Raw genomic sequence first — 21,652 nt, 5'->3', positions numbered from 1 at the left:
ACATCCGCACCACCTCGCCGCCCAACGTGACTACGGCATGCCGCAGTACCGCGTCCTTGCCGAGCGCGGCATGATGCATGCTGACGTGGACGGCGTCGTCGGCCCAGTCGGCGATCCACACCACGGTGAGCCGCGCGGCGTCGCCGACGATGAATTCGACGTTGTCGGCGTAGGTTCCGCTGCCCTGGTGGTCGATGACCACGACCGCCTCGGCGAGCTCGTCCACCCGGATCTGCAGGTGCCCGTAGGCGACCGCGCCTTCGCCGGGCCCGGTGACGGTGATGTTCACCGGCTCAGCGGTCTGCGTGTTTCGCCCGACGGTGACCAGCGTCGCCGAGTTGAACGACGAAAATGCTTGGGCTGCAACACGATCGGCGGGAATACCGCCCTGTCCCAGCCGCGGGTCGCCGCGGCGCGCGGTCTCCACCTGCACGCCCGGCCGGTTGCTGACGGTGATCTGGGCGCTTCCGGTGGCCGGTGCGGAGCCGTCGTGCAGGCCGCGCAACCGCCGCAGCGGGGTGAACCGCCAGATCTCGTCGCGGCCGCCGGGAACCTCGAACGCGTCGACGTCGAACGAGGCGAACCGCTCTGCCTTGTTCAGTGCGGTAAGCCGGGACCCTTCGGCGGTCTCGGTCAGGTCCTGAGCCGTCATCCGACCGCGCCCTCCATCTGCAGCTCGATCAGCCGGTTGAGCTCCAGGGCGTACTCCATGGGCAGCTCTTTGGCGATCGGCTCGATGAAGCCGCGCACCACCATCGCCATCGCTTCGTCCTCGGTCAGCCCGCGGCTCATCAGGTAGAACAGCTGGTTCTCGCTGACCTTGGACACGGTGGCCTCATGGCCCATCGTGACGTCGTCCTCGCGGATGTCGACGTATGGGTAGGTGTCGCTGCGGCTGATCGTATCGACCAGCAGCGCATCGCATTTCACGCTCGACTTGGAGCCGTGCGCTCCCTTGTTCACCTGCACCAGGCCGCGGTAGGAGGTGCGACCGCCGCCGCGGGCCACCGACTTGGACACGATGTTGCTCGACGTGTTCGGCGCCAGGTGCAGCATCTTGGCACCGGTGTCCTGGTGCTGGTCTTCGCCCGCGAACGCCACCGACAGCACCTCACCCTTGGCGTGCTCGCCGGTCATCCAGACCGCGGGGTACTTCATGGTGACCTTCGAGCCGATGTTGCCGTCGACCCACTCCATGGTCGCGCCGGCTTCGGCGCGGGCCCGCTTGGTGACCAGGTTGTAGACGTTGTTCGACCAGTTCTGGATGGTGGTATAGCGCACGCGCGCATGCGGTTTCACGATGATCTCGACCACCGCCGAGTGCAGCGAATCGGACTTGTAAATCGGCGCCGTACAGCCCTCGACGTAGTGCACATAAGAGCCCTCGTCGGCGATGATCAGCGTCCGCTCGAACTGGCCCATGTTCTCGGTGTTGATCCGGAAGTAGGCCTGCAGCGGGATGTCGACGCGCACACCCGGTGGTACATAGATGAACGATCCACCGCTCCACACCGCGGTGTTCAGCGCGGAGAACTTGTTGTCCCCCGCCGGGATCACGGTGCCAAAGTACTGCTTGAAGATGTCGGGGTGCTCACGCAGCGCCGTGTCGGTATCCAGGAAGATGACGCCCTGAGCTTCCAAGTCCTCCCGGATCTGGTGGTAGACAACTTCACTCTCGTACTGAGCCGCGACGCCGGAAACGAGGCGCTGCTTCTCCGCCTCCGGGATGCCCAGCCGGTCGTAGGTGTTGCGGATGTCCTCCGGCAGCTCGTCCCAGCTCGCGGCCTGCTTCTCGGTGGAGCGCACGAAGTATTTGATGTTGTCGAAGTCGATGCCGTCGAGGCTGGCGCCCCAGCTTGGCATGGGCTTGCGGTCGAAGATGCGCAGTGCCTTCAGCCGGGTTTTCAGCATCCACTCGGGCTCGTTCTTCTTCGCTGATATGCCGCGGACAACCACCTCGGAGAGCCCGCGCTGCGCGCTGGCGCCCGCGACATCGGAGTCCGCCCAGCCGTAGCCGTACTTGCCCAGCGAGTCGATCGCTTCTTGCTGGGTCAACGGCTCGACGGCTGGCGACTTTGTAGCTTCTGGCGTGAGTGTCATAGGAACGCTCCTTTGATGCTCGTGGTGTGTGGGCGCGGGCTGGGCGCCGGTGTGAGGGGTACGTGGGTGGTGCAGGCGCAGTCGCCGTTGACGATGGTCGCCAACCGCTGCACGTGGGTCCCGAGCACCTCGCCCATGGCCTGCTGCTCGGCTTCGCATAACTCTGGAAACTCCTCGGCGACATGAGACACCGGGCAGTGATGCTGGCAGATCTGCACGCCGTGGATCGGCCCGCCGACCCGCGTGGTGGTGGCGACGTAACCGGCCTTGGTCAGCGCGCTGGCGACCCGCTCGGCGGCCGCTTCGACGTCGGCGTCCTCGGCGCTGCCGGCCGGCACAACATCGGCCAGGATCGCGTCGATGCGCTGCCGGGCGAACGTCTGAACCGCTTCCTCACCACCGATTTCCCGCAGTTGCCGCATGGCCGCGGCCGCCAAGTCGTCGTAGGCGTGGCCGAGCTTGGCCCGGCCGGCCGCGGTCAGCCGGAACCGCTTCGCGGGGCGCCCGCGCCCGGCCTGCTGCCAGGACGCAGCGGCCAGGGACTCAGCGTCGCCCGCCTCGATCAGCGCATCGAGGTGACGACGCACGCCAGCGGGCGTCAGACTCAGCCGGTCACCGATCTCACCGGCGGTGATCGATCCGGACTCCAGCAGCAGGCACACGATGGCCCGACGGGTGTGACCGTCGGGAACACCGGCGCCGAGAACAGCCGCTGGAGCCGCAGTGATTTCCACAACACCAGTGTGACGCAATTCCGGCGCTCGGTCCACTAAGGGTGCCCTCTGTTCGGGTTGCGCTGGTCACACCAAGAGCGTTTCAGCGGCGATTACTGACATGCCGCTACGCTGCACTGATGGCAGCGCGCCACCATACGCTGAGCTCGTCGATCGCCAGCTTGCACGGCGATGAGCAGGCGGTGGGCTCGCCGCTGAACGCTGCCGAGCTCAGCGCGCTTCAGCGCACCCGACTGTTCGGCGCCACCGGCACCGTCCTGATGGGGATCGGCGCCCTGGGGGCAGGGGCCAGGCCCGTCGTCCAGGACCCCACGTTCGGGGTCCGGCTGCTCAATCTGCCGTCGCGGATCCAGACGGTGTCGTTGACGATGACCACGACCGGGGCGGTCATGATGGCGCTGGCGTGGTTGATGCTGGGCCGATTCGCGCTGGGCAGGCGTCGGATGTCGCGCGGCGACCTGGACCGCACCCTGCTGCTATGGGTCCTGCCGCTGCTGATCGCACCGCCGATGTACAGCAAGGACGTCTACTCCTACCTGGCCCAAAGCCAGATCTCGCTACAGGGGCTCGACCCCTACAAGGTGGGTCCGGCCTCCGGACTGGGGCTGGGCCACGTGTTCACCCTTTCGGTTCCCAGCCTGTGGCGCGAGACCCCGGCGCCCTACGGCCCGTTGTTCTTGTGGATCGGGCGCGGGATCTCGGCGCTGACCGGGCAAAACATCGTCGCCGCCGTACTCTGTCACCGGCTGGTGGTGCTGATCGGGGTCGGCCTGATCGTGTGGGCGACCCCGCGGCTGGCCCGACGCTGCGGTGTCGCCGAGGTGAGCGCGCTGTGGCTGGGTGCGGCCAATCCGCTGCTGATCATGCATCTGGTCGCCGGCATCCATAACGAGGCGCTGATGCTCGGGCTGATGCTGGCCGGCGCCGAGTTCGCGCTGCGCGGTATCGACTCGCCACGGCTGTGGCCGACGTCGTGGCGCCGGATCGGCCCGGACTGGGAACCGTTGGGCATGCTGCTGGCCGGTTCGATCCTCATCATCCTGTCGTCGCAGGTAAAACTGCCGTCACTGCTGGCACTGGGTTTCGTCGCGGCGGCGCTGGCCTACCGCTGCGGGGGCACCCTGCAAGCGCTGCTGCTGGCCGGCACCGGCATGACGGCGTTGTCGCTGGCGGTGATCGCCGTCGTCGGCTGGGCCAGCGGGCTCGGGTTCGGCTGGATCAACACCCTGGGCACCGCGAACGTGGTGCGCAGCTGGATGTCGCCACCGACGCTGCTGGCTCTGGGCACCGGGCAAGTGGGGATCGTGCTCGGCCTGGGCGATCACACCACCGCCGTGTTGTCGCTGACCCGTGGCATCGGCGTGCTGATCATCATGGTGATGGTCGCCTGGCTGCTACTGGCCGTGTTCCGCGGCCGCCTGCACCCGATCGGCGGCCTCGGCGTCGCGCTGGGCGTCACGGTGCTGCTGTTTCCCGTCGTGCAGCCCTGGTATCTGTTGTGGGCCATCATTCCGCTGGCCGCGTGGGCGACCCGCCCCGGCTTCCGGATGGCGGCGATCGTCGTCACCCTCGTCGTCGGCATCTTCGGCCCGACAGCCAACGGCGACCGCTTCGCGCTGTTCCAGATCGTGGATGCCACCGTGGCCAGCACCGTCATCGTGGTGATGCTCATTGCGGTGACCTACAACCACCTGCCGTGGCGGCGGATGCCTACCGAAACCCCCGTCACTGCCGCGGTGCCGGCCCCCGAGACCCCAGTGTCCCCGGTGACCCCACGGGCCACCTCTTATCCCGAGGCGGCGCCCGACGCCTACGCTGATTCCACGTGAGCCGCGCCGTCGACGATGAAGAGCGAAGCGATGAGGAGGAGCGGCGCTCGTGACCTCGGCCCCCAAGGTCCCCCCAGTACGGCTGCGCGGGGTGTGCAAGCAATACGGGTCCATCACGGCCGTCTCGAATTTCGATCTCGAGGTACATGCCGCCGAGGTGTTAGCTCTGCTGGGCCCCAACGGCGCCGGCAAGACCACGACGGTCGAGATGTGCGAGGGGTTTGTGCGCCCGGACGCCGGAACGATCGAGGTGCTGGGGCTCGACCCGATCACCGACAACGCGCGGCTGCGCGCACGCATCGGGGTGATGTTGCAAGGCGGGGGCGGCTACCCGGCGGCGCGCGCCGGCGAAATGCTGAACCTGGTGGCCTCCTATGCTGCCGATCCGCTGGACCCGCAATGGCTGCTGGACACCCTGGGCCTCACCGACGCCGCCCGCACCACCTATCGACGGCTCTCCGGCGGGCAGCAGCAACGCCTTGCGCTGGCCTGCGCGCTGGTCGGGCGTCCCGAATTGGTGTTCCTCGATGAGCCCACCGCGGGCATGGATGCCCATGCCCGGCTGCTGGTGTGGGAATTGATCGACGCGCTGCGCCGCGACGGGGTGACGGTGGTGCTGACCACCCACCAACTCAAGGAGGCCGAGGAGCTCGCCGACCGGCTGGTCATCATCGACCACGGCGTGACGGTGGCCGCGGGCACGCCGTCGGAGCTGATGCGCACCGGCGCCAAAGACCAGTTGCGGTTCACCGCGCCGCCGCGGCTGGACCTGTCTCTGTTGGCCGCCGCGCTGCCGGAGGACTACAAGGCCACCGAGTTGACTCCGGGCGAGTACCTGGTCGAAGGGTCTGTCGACCCGCAGGTGCTGGCGACCGTCACGGCATGGTGCGCGCAAATCGACGTGCTGGCCACCGACCTGCGAGTCGAGCAACGCAGCCTCGAGGACGTGTTCCTGGATCTGACCGGCAGGAAGTTGCGGCAATGACGGAAGAGAAAAGTGACGTCTTTCCGGTAGGCACCTTCACCCCGGACCCCCGCCCCAGTGCCGTGCGCCGGATGCTGGCCGCGCAGTTCGGCCTGGAATTGAAGCTGCTGCTGCGTAATGGCGAGCAACTGCTGCTGACCATGTTCATCCCGATCACGCTGCTGGTCGGGCTCACACTGTTGCCGTTCGGGTCGTTCGGCCACAACCGCGCCGCCACATTCGTTCCGGTCATCATGGCGCTGGCGGTGATCTCCACGGCGTTCACCGGGCAAGCCATCGCGGTCGCGTTCGACCGCCGCTACGGCGCGCTCAAACGGCTCGGAGCCACCCCGTTGCCGGTCTGGGGCATCATCGCCGGCAAGTCACTGGCGGTGGTCGCCGTGGTGTTTTTGCAGGCAATCATCCTGGGCGCCATCGGGTTTGCGCTCGGCTGGCGGCCGGCGTTGGCGGCCCTGGCGCTGGGCGCGGCGATCATCGCGCTGGGCACCGCGGGCTTCGCGGCCCTGGGCCTACTGCTCGGCGGCACCCTGCGGGCCGAGATCGTGCTCGCGATCGCCAACTTGATGTGGTTCGTGTTCGCCGGATTCGGCGCGCTGACCGTTGAGACGAACATGATCCCGAAGGCGGTGAAGTGGGCGGCCCGCGTCACGCCGTCCGGCGCCCTGACAGAGGCGCTGTCGCAGGCGATGAGCCTGTCGGTGGACTGGTTCGGAGTGGCGGTGCTGGCGGCGTGGGGCGCTTTGGCGGCGCTGGCCGCGATGCGCTGGTTTCGCTTCACCTGAGCCCTTAGAGGGGGCCGAGCCGCCGCCCTGCCGCTCCCGACACTGCAACCACGCACACGACACGCCGACACGGGTGTGCGTAGTTGCAGTCTCGGCGCCGCGAGCCGGGGTACTCGGGTTACTACGGGGTGTAGTTTTCGTTGCCTTACGATCGGGCGGTGCCCGTCGGACGATTGCTGCTGCGGTTGGTGGACCTACTCCCCCAGCCCAGCCTGCGTGTCCAGCGGGTCGTCGCCGCAACCGTCATCCTCACCCAGGGCGGGATCGCCGTCACCGGCGCGATCGTCCGCGTCACCGCGTCGGGGCTGGGTTGTCCGACCTGGCCGCAGTGCTTTCCGGGCAGCTTCACCCCGGTAGCGGTTGCCGAGGTACCGCGAGTCCACCAGGCGGTCGAGTTCGGCAACCGGATGATCAGCATCGCGGTCGTGATCGCCGCGGCGCTGGCCGTGCTAACCGTGACCCGGGCACGCCGGCGCGCCGAAGTCCTGGTCTATGCCTGGCTGATGCCGCTATCGACGGTCGTGCAGGCGGTGATCGGCGGCATTACGGTGCGCACCGGGCTGCTGTGGTGGACGGTGGCCATCCACCTGCTGGCATCGATGACGATGGTGTGGCTGTCGGTGCTGCTGTACGTCAAGGTCGGCAAGCCCGACGATGGGACGGTGCGGCCGCTTGTGGCCAAGCCGCTGCGCGCGCTGACGGCGCTGAGCGCGGTGAACCTGGCCGCGGTGCTGGTGACGGGCACGCTGGTCACCGCGGCGGGTCCGCACGCGGGCGACCACAGCCCCAGCCGGACGGTGCCGCGGCTGAAGGTGGAGATCACCACCCTGGTGCACATGCATTCGTCGCTGCTGATCGGCTATGGGTCCCTGCTGATCGGGCTGGGCTGCGGGCTGCTGGCGGTCGGTGCCGTCCGGGCGATCATGGTTCGCCTCGGTGTGCTGCTGGCCCTGGTTTGCGCGCAAGCCGTCGTCGGGACCACGCAATACTTCACCGGGGTGCCCGCCGCGCTGGTAGCCGTCCACGTCGCCGGCGCTGCGGCGTGCACGGCGGCCACCGCCGCCCTATGGGCCTCAATGCGAGTCCGGCTGCGAGAACGGACCCAGCCCGAGCCGCTCCAAAGCTGACTCGACGGCCAGCGCGAATTCACGCTGGGCCAGGTTGCGGGTGTTGGCGTCCAACCGTCGCCAGCCCAGCGACGGGTCCACCAACTGCAGTTCCACCAAGCGGGCACCGCTCAGATGCGCCCGCGCGTAGAGCAACTCACTCGGGTCCGCAGTCGCGGCGGCTAGCGCGGCGACGCCCACATCCCAGAGCTCGAAATCGGGGTCGGCCGGACGCAGCCCGGTCCCCGCGAACGCATGCGACGGCTTGCCGCCGACGAAGATCAGCACCGTCTCGGCGGCCGAATCCGCGGGCTGCACGAACACGCTCTGCTTGGCTCCGGCGATATAGGCGATGTAGGCCGCGGCCGCCGACCGGTCGCTGAACCGCCGGGTGCCGGTGCCGACCGTCGGGCCCACGAACATGTCACCGCGGCGCGGCAGCCGCACTCGCTCGCCCGGCGCGACGACCTCGCCGGGCACCGTCGGTACCCCCCCATCCGCCAGGTCGGCCATGTAGCGTCGGTCGGCGTTCCAGGCGACGACGGCGGGCGGATTCAATAGGTTGGCCACACCGGTGGTCCAGGCCAGGAACTCGTCGAGCCGATCGGCGTAATCGTGGGTGGCCCGCAGTATCACCAGGTGCGCGCCGCCGACGTCGGGGTCGTCCCACGACAACCAACGCGCGTGCAGACCGCGGTGTCGCAGGGCGGCGACCAAACCGGCATCGTCGCCGTCACCACTGACGTGCCGCGGGCACCCCGCCAGCACGATGCGGGGATGGAAGACGTCCGGCCGGGCAAGCTTCATGCCCGGGCATGATAGCCACATGCACGCAATCGAAATCATCGAAACCGGCGGTCCCGAAGTCCTGCGCTACGTCGAGACGGCGCAACCCACGCCCGGCCAGGGCGAGCTGCTGATCGAGACCGAAGCCATCGGCGTCAACTTCATCGACACCTATTTCCGCGAGGGCAAATATCCGCGCCAGCTGCCATTCGTCCTCGGCTCCGAAGCGTGCGGCACGGTCGCCGCTGTCGGTGCAGGAGTCGACGGTTTCAGCGTGGGCGAACGCGTAGTGAGCGCCGCGGCCAACGGCGGCTACGCCGAATTCGTAACTGCGCCAGCATTTTTAACCGCAGCGGTGCCTGACGGCGTCACTTCCGAGGTGGCGGCTTCGGTACTGCTCAAGGGCCTGACCGCCCACTATCTGGTGAAGTCGGTGTATCCCGTGCAAAGTGGCGACGCCGTGCTGGTGCATGCCGGTGCGGGCGGCGTCGGGCTGATCCTGACGCAGTGGGCACACCTGCTCGGCGCGCGGGTCATCACCACCGTGTCGACGGCTGAAAAGGAGCGACTGTCCCGGCAGGCCGGCGCCGACGAGGTGCTCCCCTACCCCGACGACGCCGCGCAGTTCGGTCAGCGGATTCGTGCGCTGACCGGGGGTGCCGGAGTGGCGGCGGTGTACGACGGCGTGGGCGCCACCACCTTCGACGCCAGCCTGGCCAGCCTGGCCATCCGCGGGACCCTGGCGCTGTTCGGCGCGTCCAGCGGACCGGTTCCGCCAGTGGATCCGCAGCGCCTCAACGCCGCCGGCTCGGTGTTCCTCACCCGACCCGCGCTGGCCCACTTCATGCGCACCGCACAGGAGTTCAGCTGGCGTGCCGACGAATTGTTCGAAGCGGTCGCCGGTGGAGCCATCAGCATCGAAGTCGGCGGCCGCTATCCGCTGTCCGAAGCGGCGCGGGCGCATCAGGATCTGCAGGGCCGCAAAACCAGTGGCTCGCTGGTGCTGCTTCCCTAGTCACATCGGCCCCAGGCCTCTGGGGAACGACTTTTTGTCCACCTACGAGCGACAAGACCCGCACGCATGGGAAGTTGTCGCTCACTGGTCCACTATTGGCGTGTCGGTGGTCTTGGCTCGACCGCCGATCAGAACAGCGTCGGCAGCCCGATCGCCGAGTCGACCGCCAGTGCGCAGAACACCAACGCCAGATAATTATTCGACTGCAAGAACAGTCGCAGCGGCTTGACCGGCTCGCCGACCCGCACGCCTGCGTACAGCTGGTGGGCCATCGTCAGGAACCACGCCCCGGCCAGCGCCGCGACCGCCGTGTAGAGCCACCCCGTCGCCAGCGCCAGCACCAGCGTCGCCAGCACCGTCAGCCAGGTGTAGACGAGGATCTGCTTGGTGACCTGACGTTCGGTCGCCACGGCCGGCAGCATCGGCACACCGGCCGCTATGTAGTCCTCCTTGTACCGCATCGCCAGGGCCCAGGTGTGCGGCGGTGTCCAGAAGAAGATGATCGCGAACATCGCCAGCGCCGGCCAGCCGATGGTGTCGGTGACCGCCGACCAACCGATCATCACCGGCATACAGCCGGCCGCACCCCCCCACACCACGTTTTGGGAGGTCCGGCGCTTAAGCAAGAGCGTGTAGACGAACACGTAGAACGCGACGGTGCCGATCGCCAGCAGTCCCGAGAGCAGATTGGTCGTCCACCACAGCCAGAAGAATGAGCCGCCCGTCATCACCAGCCCGAGCACCAACGCGTTGCGAGTGGGCACCGCCGCGCGGGCCAGCGGGCGCCGCGCGGTTCGCTTCATCAGCTTGTCGATATCGGCGTCGGCCACACAGTTGAGGGTGTTGGCGCCGCCGGCGGCCAATATCCCGCCGACCAGCGTGTTGAGGATCAGCAGCGGGTTCACGTGGCCGCGGTCCGCGAGCAGCATCGCAGGGATTGCGGTGACCAAGAGCAGTTCGATGACCCGCGGCTTGGTCAACGCCAGGTACGCCAGCATGGTGCCGCGTACTCGGCTCGGCGCGACACGCCCGCGAACGCTCACGCAATAACTCCCTCGGGTTTCAGCAGCGCGCCAGCATCTACTACGCACGATGGTAGACCGCATCCCCTCGGTCGAGGGCCCCGAGGGTCCATTTTTCAAGCGCCTACGCGTGGGTAACCAGAATCAAGCCCTGCAGAAGCCCGCACTACCGCACTAGGGTGAGATTGATCAGTTGGACGACCTGAGGACTGAGCCCGAAGGACTGATTCGTGACCACACTCGAAGAGATCTCTGCGCTTACCCAACCGCGCCACCCCGACGACTGGACCGAGATCGATTCGGCTGCGGTCGACACGATCCGGGTGCTGGCCGCCGACGCCGTGCAGAAAGTCGGCAATGGGCATCCCGGGACCGCGATGAGCCTGGCCCCCTTGGCCTACACCCTGTTTCAGCGCACGATGCGCCACGATCCCAGCGACACGCACTGGCTGGGCCGCGACCGGTTCGTGCTGTCGGCCGGGCACAGCAGCCTGACCCTCTACCTGCAGCTCTACCTCGGCGGCTTCGGCCTCGAACTGTCCGACATCGAGTCGCTGCGGACCTGGGGATCCAAGACGCCCGGGCACCCGGAGTTCCGGCACACCAAGGGCGTTGAGATCACCACCGGTCCCCTCGGCCAGGGTCTGGCCTCGGCGGTCGGGATGGCGATGGCGTCGCGCTACGAGCGCGGCCTGTTCGACCCGGACGCCGAACCTGGAGTAAGCCCGTTCGACCACCACATCTACGTGATCGCCTCCGACGGCGACATGGAAGAAGGCGTGACCTCGGAGGCGTCGTCGCTGGCGGCCGTCCAGCAGCTGGGCAACCTCATCGTGTTCTACGACCACAACCAGATCTCGATCGAGGACGACACCAACATCGCGCTGTGCGAAGACACCGCCGCGCGGTATCGCGCCTACGGCTGGCACGTGCAGGAGGTGGAGGGTGGCGAGAATGTCGTCGGCATCGAGGAGGCCATCGCCAACGCCAAAGCCGCCACCGACCGGCCGTCGTTCATCTCGCTGCGCACGATCATCGGCTATCCGGCGCCCAACCTGATGAACACGGGGAAGGCGCACGGCGCGGCGCTGGGCGACGAGGAGGTCGCGGCCGTCAAGAAAATCCTGGGATTCGATCCGGACAAGAAGTTCGAAGTCCGCGAGGACGTCCTCACCCACACCAGGGGCCTGGTGGCCCGCGGGAAAGAGGCCCACGACCGCTGGCAACCGCAGTTCGAGGCGTGGGCACAGCGCGAACCGGAACGCAAGGCGCTGCTGGACCGGCTGACCGCGGAGCAGTTGCCAGACGGCTGGGACGCCGACATCCCGCACTGGGAACCCGGCTCCAAGGCGCTGGCCACCCGCGCCGCGTCGGGTGAGGTGCTCACCGCGGTGGGACCGAAGCTTCCCGAGTTGTGGGGCGGTTCGGCCGACCTGGCGGGCAGCAACAACACCACCATGAAGGGTGTGGATTCCTTTGGCCCGCCGTCGATTTCGACCAAGGACTACACCGCGCACTGGTATGGCCGCACCCTGCATTTCGGTGTTCGCGAACACGCGATGGGCTCCATCCTTTCCGGCATCGTCCTGCACGGGCCCACCCGCGCTTACGGCGGCACATTCCTGCAGTTCTCCGATTACATGCGCCCGGCGGTGCGACTGGCGTCGCTGATGGACATCGACACCATCTACGTCTGGACGCACGACTCGATCGGGCTCGGCGAGGACGGCCCGACCCATCAGCCAATCGAGCACCTGTCCGCGTTGCGCGCCATCCCGAACCTGTCCGTGGTGCGCCCGGCCGACGCCAACGAGACCGCCTATGCCTGGCGCACCATCCTGGCCCGCGGCAACGGCAGCGGTCCGGTCGGCCTGATCCTGACCCGCCAGGGCGTGCCGGTGTTGGAGGGCACCAACTTCGAGGGCGTCGGCCGCGGTGGCTACATCCTGGGCGACAGCGACCCGGACGAGGAACCCGACGTCATCTTGATGGGCACCGGCTCCGAGGTGCAGCTCGCGGTTGAAGCGCAGAAGTTGTTGGCAGACAAAGACATTGTCGCGCGGGTGGTGTCGATGCCGTGTGTGGAGTGGTTCGAATCCCAGCCTGAGGAGTACCGCGACAGCGTGCTGCCCCCGACGGTGTCGGCCCGCGTCGCCGTCGAGGCCGGCGTCGCGCAATCCTGGCACAAGCTGGTCGGCGACACCGGCCGGATCGTGTCGATCGAGCACTACGGCGAATCCGCCGACGCCAAGACATTGTTCCGTGAATACGGCTTCACCGCCGAAGCCGTCGCTGACGCCGCGGAACAGGTAGTGGACAACTGAGAAAGGGTTATCCAGATGGGCACTCAGAACCCTAACCTAGCAGCGTTGAGCGCTGCGGGAGTATCCGTGTGGCTGGACGACTTGTCGCGGCAACGATTGGACTCAGGCAACCTGCAAGAGTTGATCGACACCAAGAGCGTCGTCGGCGTGACCACCAACCCGTCGATCTTCCAGAAGGCGCTCGCCGAGGGCGACTCCTACGACGGGCAGATCGCCGAACTGGCCGAACGCGGTGCCGACGTCGACGCCACCATCCGCACGGTCACCACGGACGACGTGCGCAGGGCCTGCGACGTGCTGGCCCCGCAGTGGGATGCTTCCGACGGTATCGATGGCCGCGTGTCGATCGAGGTCGACCCGCGATTGGCCCACGAAACCGACAAGACCACCCAGCAGGCGATTGAGCTGTGGAAGATCGTCGACCGGCCCAACCTGTTGATCAAGATCCCGGCGACCCAGGCCGGTCTGCCGGCCATCACGGCCGTTCTGGCCGAAGGGATTTCGGTCAATGTCACGCTCATCTTCTCCGTCGAGCGGCACCGCGCGGTGATGGACGCCTACCTGGCCGGGCTGGAGAAGGCCCGCGAGGCCGGACACGACCTGTCCAAAATCCATTCGGTGGCATCGTTTTTCGTCTCGCGCGTGGACACCGAGATCGACAAGCGCCTGGAAAAGATCGACTCGGACGAAGCGCTCGCGTTGCGGGGACAGGCCGGCGTCGCCAACGCCCGGCTGGCCTACGCCGCCTACCAGGAGGTCTTCGACGACGGGGAGCGCTACCAAGCGCTCAAGGCCGCCGGTGCCCGGGTGCAGCGACCGCTGTGGGCGTCGACCGGCGTCAAGAACCCCGACTACTCCGACACCCTCTATGTCACCGAGCTCGTCGCTCCACACACCGTGAACACCATGCCCGAGCCGACAATCGACGCCGTCGCCGATCACGGTGTGATCCGCGGCGACGTGGTGAGCGGCACCGCATCGGAGGCCCAGAAGGTGTTCGACGACCTGGCGGCTGTCGGGATAGACCTACGCGACGTGTTCATCGTGCTGGAGAACGAAGGCGTGGACAAATTCGAGGCTTCCTGGAGCGAACTTCTCAAAGAAACCCAGGAGCAGCTCGACTCCGCCCAGAAATGAATCCGGGTCGCGCCCGCCCGTCGGCCGGTGCCGACCAATGGCGAAACCCGTTGCGGGACAAAGAGGATAAGCGGCTACCCAGGATCGCCGGCCCGTGTGCCATGGTGCTTTTCGGCGTCACCGGCGACCTGGCCCACAAAAAGGTGGTGCCCGCCATCTACGACCTCGCTAATCGCGGCTTACTGCCACCGACCTTCTCCCTGGTGGGTTTCGCGCGCCGCGACTGGGATCACGACACCTTCGCCCAGGTGATACTCGATGACGTCAAAGAACACTGCCGCACCCCGTTTCGCCAGGCGATTTGGGAACGGCTCGCCGACGGATTGCGGTTCGTGCGAGGCGAGTTCGACGACGAAGCCGCGTTCGCGCGGCTGGCCGAGACGCTGGAGAAGCTCGACGCCGAGCGCGGCACCGGTAGCAACCACGCGTTCTACCTGGCGATCCCACCCAAGTCATTCCCCGTGGTGTGCGAACAACTGCACAAGTCCGGGCTGGCCCGCCCGCAAGAAGACAGGTGGAGCCGGGTCGTCATCGAGAAACCATTCGGCCACGACCTCAAGAGCGCGTGCGATCTCAACCAGGTGGTCAACTCCGTTTTCCCGGAGGAGTCAGTCTTCCGGATCGACCACTACCTGGGCAAGGAAACGGTTCAGAACATCTTGGCGCTGCGGTTCGCCAATCAATTATGGGATCCGATTTGGAACGCGCACTACGTCGATCACGTGCAGATCACCATGGCCGAAGACATCGGACTCGGCGGGCGCGCCGGCTACTACGACGGCATCGGCGCCGCCCGCGATGTCATCCAGAACCATCTGATGCAACTGCTGGCGCTGACCGCGATGGAAGAACCGGTCAGCTTCAACCCGTCGGCGTTGCAGGCCGAGAAGATCAAGGTGCTGTCGGCGACCCAGCTCGAGGAGCCGCTTGACGAGACCACCGGCCGCGGCCAATACGCGGCCGGCTGGCAGGGCGGGGAGAAGGTGGTCGGCCTGCTCGACGAGGAGGGCTTCTCCAAGGACTCCACCACCGAGACCTTCGCCGCCATCACGCTGGAAGTCGACACCCGCCGCTGGGCCGGTGTGCCGTTTTACCTGCGCACCGGAAAACGGTTGGGCCGCAGGGTGACCGAGATCGCCCTGGTGTTCAAACGCGCGCCTCATCTACCGTTCGACGCCACCATGACCGACGAACTGGGCGCCAACGCACTGGTCATCCGGGTGCAGCCCGACGAAGGGATCACCTTGCGCTTCGGGTCCAAGGTCCCGGGCAGCACGATGGAGGTCCGCGACGTCAACATGGACTTCTCTTACGGCTCCGCGTTCGCCGAAGATTCGCCCGAGGCCTACGAACGACTGATCCTGGATGTGCTGCTGGGTGAACCGTCCCTGTTCCCTGTGAACGAGGAGGTCGAATTGGCCTGGGAAATACTCGATCCCGTCCTCGATTATTGGGCGGCCCACGGAAAGCCCGACCCCTACGAATCAGGCACCTGGGGCCCCGAATCGGCCTTCGAAATGTTGCGGCGCACCGGCCGGGAATGGCGCCGGCCATGATCCCCGACAGCGACGGTGCAACGCGCAGCGGTGAGGTGGGGGCACGTCCCGCTTACTGGGGAGAGCGGCGCAAATGATCGTAGACCTGCTCGACACCACCACCACCGCGGTCAACAAGAAACTCGACGAGCTACGCGAAGAGGCCGGCGTCGTCACCATGGGCCGGGTGGGCACGCTGATCATCAAGTCAGACAACGACAGTTTGCTCGAGGAATCGATCGAGGCCGCCAACGCCGCCAGCCACGAACACCCGAGCCGGGTCCTCGCAGTGACGGCCGGTGACGCGCACGCCGCCGAGCCGCGGCTGGACACCCAGGTCCGGGTCGGTCGTGACGCCGGCGCCGGCGAGGTCGTGGTGCTGCGGCTGTCCGGGCCGCTGGCCGGTCACGCCGAGGCCGTCGTCATACCGTTCCTGCTTCCCGACATCCCGGTCCTGGTGTGGTGGCCCGATATCGCACCGGCGGTGCCCGCCCAAGACCCGTTGGGCAAGTTGGCGATTCGGCGCATCACCGATGCGACCAACGCCGAGGACCCGCTCTCGGCAATCAAGAGCCGACTGCCCGGCTACACCCCCGGCGACACGGACCTGGCCTGGGCCCGCATCACCTACTGGCGCGCGCTGCTGACGTCGGCGCTCGACCAGCGACCACACGAGCCGATCAACTCTGCGCTGGTATCCGGTTTGCCGAACGAGCCGGCGCTCGACGTCATGGCAGGCTGGCTGGCCAGCCGGATCGACGGGCCGGTGCGGCGAGTGGTCGGTGAGCTCAAGGTCGAGCTGGAGCGCGACAGTGAGACCATCAGTCTGAGCCGGCCGCAGGAGGGAACCACGGCCAACCTGAGTCGGACGGCGAAGCCAGACGCCCTGGTCCCGTTGGCGCGCAGGGAAACTCGTGAGTGTCTGGCCGAAGATATGCGGCGATTGGATGCGGATGAGATCTACCACGCCGCGCTGGGAGGCATAAGCAAGGTGCAGTACGCATGAGCGTCGACGTTGAAACATTCGCGAATAGCGAACTGCTGGTCGAGTCAGCCGGCAAACGATTGATCGACACCATCCACACCGCCGTGGCGGCCAGAGGGCGAGCACTGATCGTGCTGACCGGCGGTGGCAACGGCAACGCACTGATGGAGTACCTCGGCACCCATGGACAGCGAATCGACTGGGCATGCGTGCATCTGTTCTGGGGTGACGACCGCTACGTCCCCGAAGACGACGACGAACGCAACTACAAGCAGGCGCGGGCGGCGCTGCTCGATCACATCGACATCCCGTCCAGCAACGTGCACGCGATGCCCGCCAGCGATGGCGAATTCGGTGGTGATCTCGCCGCCGCGGCGTTGGCCTACGAGCAGGTCTTGGCTGCCAACGCCGAACCCGGCCAACCCACGCCGAATTTCGACGTCCACCTGCTGGGAATGGGCCCGGAGGGCCATATCAACTCGCTGTTCCCCGACACCCCTGCCGTGCGTGAGGCGACCCGCATGGTGGTCGCCGTCGAAGACTCCCCGAAACCGCCACCGCTACGAATCACGTTGACACTGCCAGCCGTCCGGCGTTCACGCGAGGTCTGGCTGATGGTGTCCGGGGCGGCGAAGGCCGAGGCGGCCGCGGCGGCCATCGGCGGCGCCGACCCCGTTTCGATCCCCGCCGCCGGGGCTGTCGGGCTGCAGACCACGCTCTGGCTACTCGACAAAGAAGCCGCGGGCCGGCTTCTCGAACAATCCGGCTAGCGGGGTTTGCCCCGGTTCCGTCGGGTCATAATGACTGTCATGGCAGACAAAACCGTCCGCAGCGGGCCCGCGCGAAACCGGATGAAGACCCTCACGCAAGCCGCGCTGAACGCCGATAAGACCGTGGAACAGGTCGAAGACGTCCTGGACGGGCTGGGCAACACCATGGTCGAGCTGAACAGCTCGCTATCGGCCCTGAATGCGACGGTCGAACGCCTGGAGAGCGGACTGGATCACCTGGATGGCACGCTGTCCAGCCTGGACGAGCTGGCGAAGCGGCTCATTGTGCTGGTCGAGCCGGTGGAGGCCATCGTGGAGCGGATCGACTACATCGTGGGCCTGGGCGAGACGGTGATGTCCCCGCTTTCGGTCACCGAGCACGCGGTGCGCGGAGTAGTCGACAGGCTGCGGAACCGAACCGCGCAATAGATCGTGACCGGCACCCACCCGGTTACCCACCCGGTTCCTGCCCCGCCCTGCGCCGAGGGAACCGGGCTGCCGTGGGATGTCCCCGTCGGCGACGCCGTCGCCACGATCGCCGCGGCACGCGCACGGCATGGGGACACGTTCGTCGTGCACAGCGGCGCCGACCACTATCTGTTCACGTTCTCGCGCACGGGCGTCGAGTCGTTCTACGCGCTCACCGAGGAGACCGCCAGCAAGGGGGTCGCCGATTACCTCATGCTGCGGCGCAAGCTTCCCGACGAGATCTTCGCCGGGCGGCGCACCCTGCCCAACACGCTGTTTCGGCGCGACGACGTGGCGACCTATCTGGCTAACCTGGACCGTGCGCTCGAGCAGACCAGCGCCGAGCTGGGGCCGGCCGGTTCGGCGGATGTCTTCGACCTCACCCGGCGGCTCGGCCACCGGATGGGCCTTGCCTCGTGGGCAGGACCCGGGTCGGCCGAGGGTGAGGCGTTCGAGCGTCTGGTGTGCGCCTTCGACACCCTGGACGGCTCCGATGCGTTCGTGCACCCCGACCGGATGGCGGAGGTGGCCGCAACGAATAAGGGTGCCGAGCGAGCCGCGCTGGACGAGGTTGCCGAAATCGTCGCGGCCGCGGTGCGCCGATACGAAGCCGGTGACCGTGACGGCCAGACCCTGTTCGGGAGGATCGTGGACGCTTGGACCTCCGAGTCATCGGAGCCGAGTTTCCGGCTACGCGGGATCGCGCTCGATGTCGCGCTGATCCACGTCGCATCCATGTCGAATTTGGCGGCCGCGCTTGGCTGGGCGCTGGTCGACCTGCTCGAGCACCCGACGGCGCTGGATCGAGTTCGCTTGGGCGACCATGCCTTTGGTCAGCGGTGTGCGCTGGAGTCGACGCGTCTGGCGCAACGCTCGATCATGACCCGCACCGTGCTGTCTGCAGTGCACTTCGACACCGGCGAGGTTACCTACGAGGTGCCGCCCGGATGGAATATCGCCACCCTGCTGCCGCTGCTCAACACATCCGCCGGCCCGGGCCTGGAACAGTGGAATCCCGATCGATGGACACGCCACCGCTTGACTGACGCTCTGCCTTCGCCGATGCTGGTGACGGTCTTCGGACACGGAAGACATTCGTGCCCGGCCCAACCGTTTTCGCTGGCGGCCATGACGGCGGCCACCACGCACCTGCTCGGCGAGTACCGGATGACACCGCGCTGGACGTCGCATCCGCTGCCGGTCCCGGCCCAGATCGGTGGCGTGGCGCGGGCGGCAGGACCATGCCCGGTCGACTACGTTCAGGCCTAGCCGCTATTTCGCAGCGCGCTGGCCAACCCGTTCATCGTCAGCAGGATGCCGCGCTGCACCAATTCGTCGTCATCGCCCGAGCGGTAGCGGCGGAGCAACTCCACCTGAAGGTGGTTCAGCGGCTCCAGGTACGGAAAGCGGTTGAACACCGAGCGCGCCAGCGCCGGGTTGTCGGCCAGCAGGTCGTCGTGGCCGGTAATGAGTTTGTGCATGGCGATGGTGCGCTGGTGTTCGTCGACGATTTTGTCAAACACCCTGCGGCGCAGGGATTCGTCCGGCACCAGCTCGGCATAGCGGGCGGCCAGGCCAAGGTCACTCTTGGCCAGCACCTGCGCCATGTTCGACAGCACGCTGCGGAAGAACGGCCACCGGTGGTAGAGGTCGTGCAGGATTTCCACACGCTCGCTTTCGCTTTCGGGACCCGCCGCAATCCACTGCTCGAACGCCGATCCGGTGCCGTACCAACCGGGAAGCATGATCCGCGACTGGCTCCACGCCAGCACCCACGGGATCGCGCGCAGGTCCGCGATCGACTCGGTGGGCTTGCGTGAGCTCGGCCTGCTGCCGATGTTCAGCGACCCGATCTCGCTGACGGGCGTGGACGCCTTGAAGTACTCGACGAAACCCGGTGTGTCGTGCACTAATTCGGCATAAGCGCGTCGCGCTAGAGTCGCCACCTCGTCGAGCACGGCGTAGGCGGGCTCCGCGGCGTCGCCAAGACCTTCCACATCCAGCAGCGTCGACTCCAAGGTGGCGGCCACCAAGCTCTCCAGATTGCGCCGCGCGAGTTGCGGTTCGGCGTATTTGGCGGCGATCACCTCACCCTGTTCGGTGAGGCGCAAGGAGCCGTTGACCGCTCCCGGTGGTTGGGCCAGGATGGCTTGGTAGCTGGGGCCGCCGCCGCGGCCCACGGTGCCGCCGCGACCATGGAAGAGCCGCAACCGAATTCCGGTTTTGCGGGCGGCTTCCACCAGCGCGAGCTCGGCGCGGTATACCGCCCAATTGGCGGCCAGATATCCGCCGTCCTTGTTGGAGTCGGAGTAGCCCAGCATCACCTCCTGCGAGTCCCCGCGTGCGGCCACCATTGCCCGGTAGAGCGGAAGTTCCAGCATCGCTTGGAGGATCGCCGCGCCGTTGTGCAGGTCGTCGATCGTCTCGAACAGCGGTGAAATCCCGACCGGGCAGTACCGTTCCGGCCCGGATGCGTCGAGCAGGCCGGCCTCTTTGAGTAGGATCGCGGCCTCCAGGACGTCTGAAACCGATTGGCACATCGAAATGATGTAGTTGGGTACCGCTGCCGGACCGTAGATTTCGACGGCGTGGGCCGCCGCCGCGATGACGCCCAGCTCGCCGCGGGCCAACTCGGACAGTTGCGCACGGTCGCCGACCAGCGGCCGACGGGTGCTCAGTTCGCCCACCAGCAGCTCGACCCGCTCGTCTTCGCGCAGCGAGGTGTAGTCCTGGTGCACCCCGGCCCACGCCAGCAACTCGCTGACCACCTCTTCGTGCACGTCGGAATTTTGCCGCATGTCCAGCCCGCACAAATGAAATCCGAAGACCCCGACGCCTTCTCGCAACTGGGCCAGCCGGTGGTCGGCGAGCAGCGCGCCACCGTGCGTGCGCAGCGAGACGTCGATGGCGTCGAGATCGGCCCGCAGTTCGGCCGGCGCGCCATAGGCCGGCAGCCCGAGGTCAAGCTGATGCTGCGGTCGCTCGTCCAAGATCTGGGCCGCGGTGGCGGTGAGCCGGCCGCGGATGGCTCGCAACGCCCGCCGGTACGGCTCATCGAGGTGGACCTCATCAGGGCAGGTCTCGGCCAGCGCGGCCACCTCAGCGGTGACGGTGATCAGCCGCGCCGACACCGACAGCTCCTGCTCGAGCTCGGTGAGTTCGGCGAGGTAACGGGCGAGCGCGGTGAACGCCGCGCTGCCGGTGGCCAGCCGAACCACATCGGCGGTAACGTTCGGATTTCCGTCGCGGTCGCCACCGATCCAGGAGCCGGGCCGCACGATGGGCTCGGCCAGCAGTTCGGCGTCTGGCCAGCGGGCACGTAACGCCTCCCGAACTTCGGCGTTGACCTGCGGAATCACCTCGAACAACGCGGCCCCGTAATAGCGCAGCCCCACCGCGATCTCATCGGAGATCTTCAGCCGGGACAACCGGATCAGCGCGGTCAGCCACAGCGTCAGCACTTGGCGGCGCAACTCTAATTCGATGCTGCGGCCATCGTCGGTTTCGCTGTGGCCCTCCGCGTGTATTCGCATCAGCTGGGTGATCCGGTGCTGGGTGACGAAGACGGTACGCCGCCGGGTCTCGGTGGGATGGGCGGTGATTACGGGAGAAACCAAAGCGCCCTTCAGGGCGTCGGCCACGGTAGCCGAATCCAGTTCTGCCAGATCGAGTTTGGCGTAGGTGGCGGCCAGGCTGCTGTCCTGCGGCGGCTCGCCGGCCTCGACGTGAATACCGCGGCGACGCTCCCGGTGAATGTCCTCGGCAACGTTGGCCAGCAGCGCGAAATGGCTGAACGCCCGGATGATCGGGATCGCCAGGTGGATGTCGATCCCGTCGAACATGGCCGACATCTCAGCCCGGTCAATTTGTGAGTGTCGCACCCGGAAGGATTCCACTCGGGCGCGCTCGACGAGGTCGAACACCTCGTCACCGTTCTGCTCGCGCACGGTGTCGCCGAGGATGGTGCCCAGCAGCCGGATGTCCGCGCGCATCGGCTCGGTCGCCTCGCGACCGACCCGGGTCCGCTGGACGGCGCCGATCGGTTCGAGCGCGGGATCGGATACCTCAACCATG

18 protein-coding genes are annotated in these 21,652 nt (G+C 67.1%); 12 read left to right on the top strand and 6 right to left on the bottom strand.

The annotated features are described in order from the left end of the window. From ACLP9N_RS30795 to ACLP9N_RS30785, 3 genes are all read right to left on the bottom strand, one after another. On the bottom strand, positions 1-652 hold a 652-nt coding region (locus ACLP9N_RS30795; protein ID WP_442410923.1), incomplete at its 3' end, for a SufD family Fe-S cluster assembly protein. Continuing rightward, entirely contained in the window at positions 649-2,100 is a 1,452-nt protein-coding gene (gene sufB / locus ACLP9N_RS30790; RefSeq protein ID WP_424069742.1) for a Fe-S cluster assembly protein SufB, read from the bottom strand. The genes sufB and ACLP9N_RS30795, both read right to left, overlap by 4 nt. Further along, complete coding sequence (locus tag ACLP9N_RS30785) at positions 2,097-2,852, bottom strand: helix-turn-helix transcriptional regulator (RefSeq protein WP_442410926.1); 756 nt, start codon at positions 2,850-2,852, stop codon at positions 2,097-2,099. The genes sufB and ACLP9N_RS30785 overlap by 4 nt, the downstream gene beginning before the upstream one ends. Positions 2,853-2,953: 101 nt before the next feature. On the opposite strand from ACLP9N_RS30785, the gene mptB reads away from it, so the two are divergent. From mptB to ACLP9N_RS30765, 4 genes are all read left to right on the top strand, one after another. After that, a complete protein-coding gene (gene mptB / locus ACLP9N_RS30780; RefSeq protein ID WP_442410922.1) occupies positions 2,954-4,663 on the top strand; it encodes a polyprenol phosphomannose-dependent alpha 1,6 mannosyltransferase MptB in 1,710 nt (569 codons plus the stop codon). A gap of 49 nt (positions 4,664-4,712) precedes the next feature. Then, positions 4,713-5,648, top strand: coding sequence for an ABC transporter ATP-binding protein (locus ACLP9N_RS30775; RefSeq protein WP_442410921.1), 936 nt, complete (start codon positions 4,713-4,715; stop codon positions 5,646-5,648). Then, entirely contained in the window at positions 5,645-6,430 is a 786-nt protein-coding gene (locus tag ACLP9N_RS30770; protein WP_442410920.1) for an ABC transporter permease, read from the top strand. Before ACLP9N_RS30775 ends, ACLP9N_RS30770 begins: the two co-directional genes overlap by 4 nt. A gap of 140 nt (positions 6,431-6,570) precedes the next feature. Further along, the gene (locus ACLP9N_RS30765) at positions 6,571-7,557 is read left to right on the top strand and encodes a COX15/CtaA family protein (protein WP_442410919.1); all 987 of its coding nucleotides are present in this window, start codon (positions 6,571-6,573) and stop codon (positions 7,555-7,557) included. Here ACLP9N_RS30765 and ACLP9N_RS30760 read toward each other — a convergent pair. Continuing rightward, a complete protein-coding gene (locus ACLP9N_RS30760) occupies positions 7,504-8,343 on the bottom strand; it encodes a hypothetical protein (protein ID WP_442410918.1) in 840 nt (279 codons plus the stop codon). The two genes, ACLP9N_RS30765 and ACLP9N_RS30760, sit on opposite strands and share 54 nt — an antisense overlap. Before the next feature lie 19 nt (positions 8,344-8,362). On the opposite strand from ACLP9N_RS30760, the gene ACLP9N_RS30755 reads away from it, so the two are divergent. After that, on the top strand, positions 8,363-9,337 hold the full coding sequence (locus ACLP9N_RS30755; RefSeq protein WP_442410917.1) for a quinone oxidoreductase family protein: 975 nt from the start codon (positions 8,363-8,365) through the stop codon (positions 9,335-9,337). A 128-nt stretch (positions 9,338-9,465) separates the two neighbouring features. Here ACLP9N_RS30755 and ACLP9N_RS30750 read toward each other — a convergent pair whose 3' ends face one another. Continuing rightward, on the bottom strand, positions 9,466-10,380 hold the full coding sequence (locus ACLP9N_RS30750; protein ID WP_442410916.1) for a heme o synthase: 915 nt from the start codon (positions 10,378-10,380) through the stop codon (positions 9,466-9,468). Positions 10,381-10,589: 209 nt separating this feature from the next. Between ACLP9N_RS30750 and tkt the strand changes: the two genes are divergently transcribed. The 7 genes from tkt (at position 10,590) to ACLP9N_RS30715 (ending at position 18,847) form a co-directional block, all read left to right on the top strand. After that, entirely contained in the window at positions 10,590-12,683 is a 2,094-nt protein-coding gene (tkt, locus tag ACLP9N_RS30745) for a transketolase (protein ID WP_442410915.1), read from the top strand. A gap of 15 nt (positions 12,684-12,698) precedes the next feature. After that, a complete protein-coding gene (tal, locus tag ACLP9N_RS30740; protein ID WP_442410914.1) occupies positions 12,699-13,820 on the top strand; it encodes a transaldolase in 1,122 nt (373 codons plus the stop codon). After that, complete coding sequence (zwf, locus tag ACLP9N_RS30735) at positions 13,817-15,376, top strand: glucose-6-phosphate dehydrogenase (protein ID WP_442410913.1); 1,560 nt, start codon at positions 13,817-13,819, stop codon at positions 15,374-15,376. The genes tal and zwf overlap by 4 nt, the downstream gene beginning before the upstream one ends. 73 nt (positions 15,377-15,449) lie before the next feature. Further along, positions 15,450-16,361, top strand: coding sequence for a glucose-6-phosphate dehydrogenase assembly protein OpcA (opcA, locus tag ACLP9N_RS30730; RefSeq protein ID WP_442410912.1), 912 nt, complete (start codon positions 15,450-15,452; stop codon positions 16,359-16,361). After that, positions 16,358-17,110, top strand: a complete 753-nt coding sequence (gene pgl, locus ACLP9N_RS30725; protein WP_442410911.1) for a 6-phosphogluconolactonase — start codon at positions 16,358-16,360, stop codon at positions 17,108-17,110. The genes opcA and pgl overlap by 4 nt, the downstream gene beginning before the upstream one ends. A gap of 30 nt (positions 17,111-17,140) precedes the next feature. After that, the gene (locus ACLP9N_RS30720) at positions 17,141-17,539 is read left to right on the top strand and encodes an ATPase (RefSeq protein WP_442410910.1); all 399 of its coding nucleotides are present in this window, start codon (positions 17,141-17,143) and stop codon (positions 17,537-17,539) included. Between the two features lie 3 nt (positions 17,540-17,542). After that, a complete protein-coding gene (locus tag ACLP9N_RS30715; RefSeq protein WP_442410909.1) occupies positions 17,543-18,847 on the top strand; it encodes a cytochrome P450 in 1,305 nt (434 codons plus the stop codon). Here the strand turns inward: ACLP9N_RS30715 and ppc are convergent. After that, a complete protein-coding gene (ppc, locus tag ACLP9N_RS30710; RefSeq protein WP_442410908.1) occupies positions 18,844-21,651 on the bottom strand; it encodes a phosphoenolpyruvate carboxylase in 2,808 nt (935 codons plus the stop codon). The two genes, ACLP9N_RS30715 and ppc, sit on opposite strands and share 4 nt — an antisense overlap. Position 21,652: the final 1 nt, after the last annotated feature.

The organism is Mycobacterium sp. (genome assembly GCF_052144515.1).
Lineage (GTDB): Bacteria > Actinomycetota > Actinomycetes > Mycobacteriales > Mycobacteriaceae > Mycobacterium.
The sequence above is the reverse complement of the archived record's forward strand: the minus strand, read 5'-3'. Positions and strand labels throughout refer to the sequence as shown.

What these genes read in the sequence shown, in the direction of transcription:
- sufB (WP_424069742.1), bottom strand. Translation starts at nt 2,100, where the DNA reads ATGACACTCACGCCAGAAGCTACAAAGTCGCCAGCCGTCGAGCCGTTG.
- mptB (WP_442410922.1), top strand. Translation starts at nt 2,954, where the DNA reads ATGGCAGCGCGCCACCATACGCTGAGCTCGTCGATCGCCAGCTTGCAC.
- ACLP9N_RS30770 (WP_442410920.1), top strand. Translation starts at nt 5,645, where the DNA reads ATGACGGAAGAGAAAAGTGACGTCTTTCCGGTAGGCACCTTCACCCCG.
- ACLP9N_RS30760 (WP_442410918.1), bottom strand. Translation starts at nt 8,343, where the DNA reads ATGAAGCTTGCCCGGCCGGACGTCTTCCATCCCCGCATCGTGCTGGCG.
- ACLP9N_RS30755 (WP_442410917.1), top strand. Translation starts at nt 8,363, where the DNA reads ATGCACGCAATCGAAATCATCGAAACCGGCGGTCCCGAAGTCCTGCGC.
- tal (WP_442410914.1), top strand. Translation starts at nt 12,699, where the DNA reads ATGGGCACTCAGAACCCTAACCTAGCAGCGTTGAGCGCTGCGGGAGTA.
- zwf (WP_442410913.1), top strand. Translation starts at nt 13,817, where the DNA reads ATGAATCCGGGTCGCGCCCGCCCGTCGGCCGGTGCCGACCAATGGCGA.
- opcA (WP_442410912.1), top strand. Translation starts at nt 15,450, where the DNA reads ATGATCGTAGACCTGCTCGACACCACCACCACCGCGGTCAACAAGAAA.
- pgl (WP_442410911.1), top strand. Translation starts at nt 16,358, where the DNA reads ATGAGCGTCGACGTTGAAACATTCGCGAATAGCGAACTGCTGGTCGAG.
- ACLP9N_RS30720 (WP_442410910.1), top strand. Translation starts at nt 17,141, where the DNA reads ATGACTGTCATGGCAGACAAAACCGTCCGCAGCGGGCCCGCGCGAAAC.
- ppc (WP_442410908.1), bottom strand. Translation starts at nt 21,651, where the DNA reads ATGGTTGAGGTATCCGATCCCGCGCTCGAACCGATCGGCGCCGTCCAG.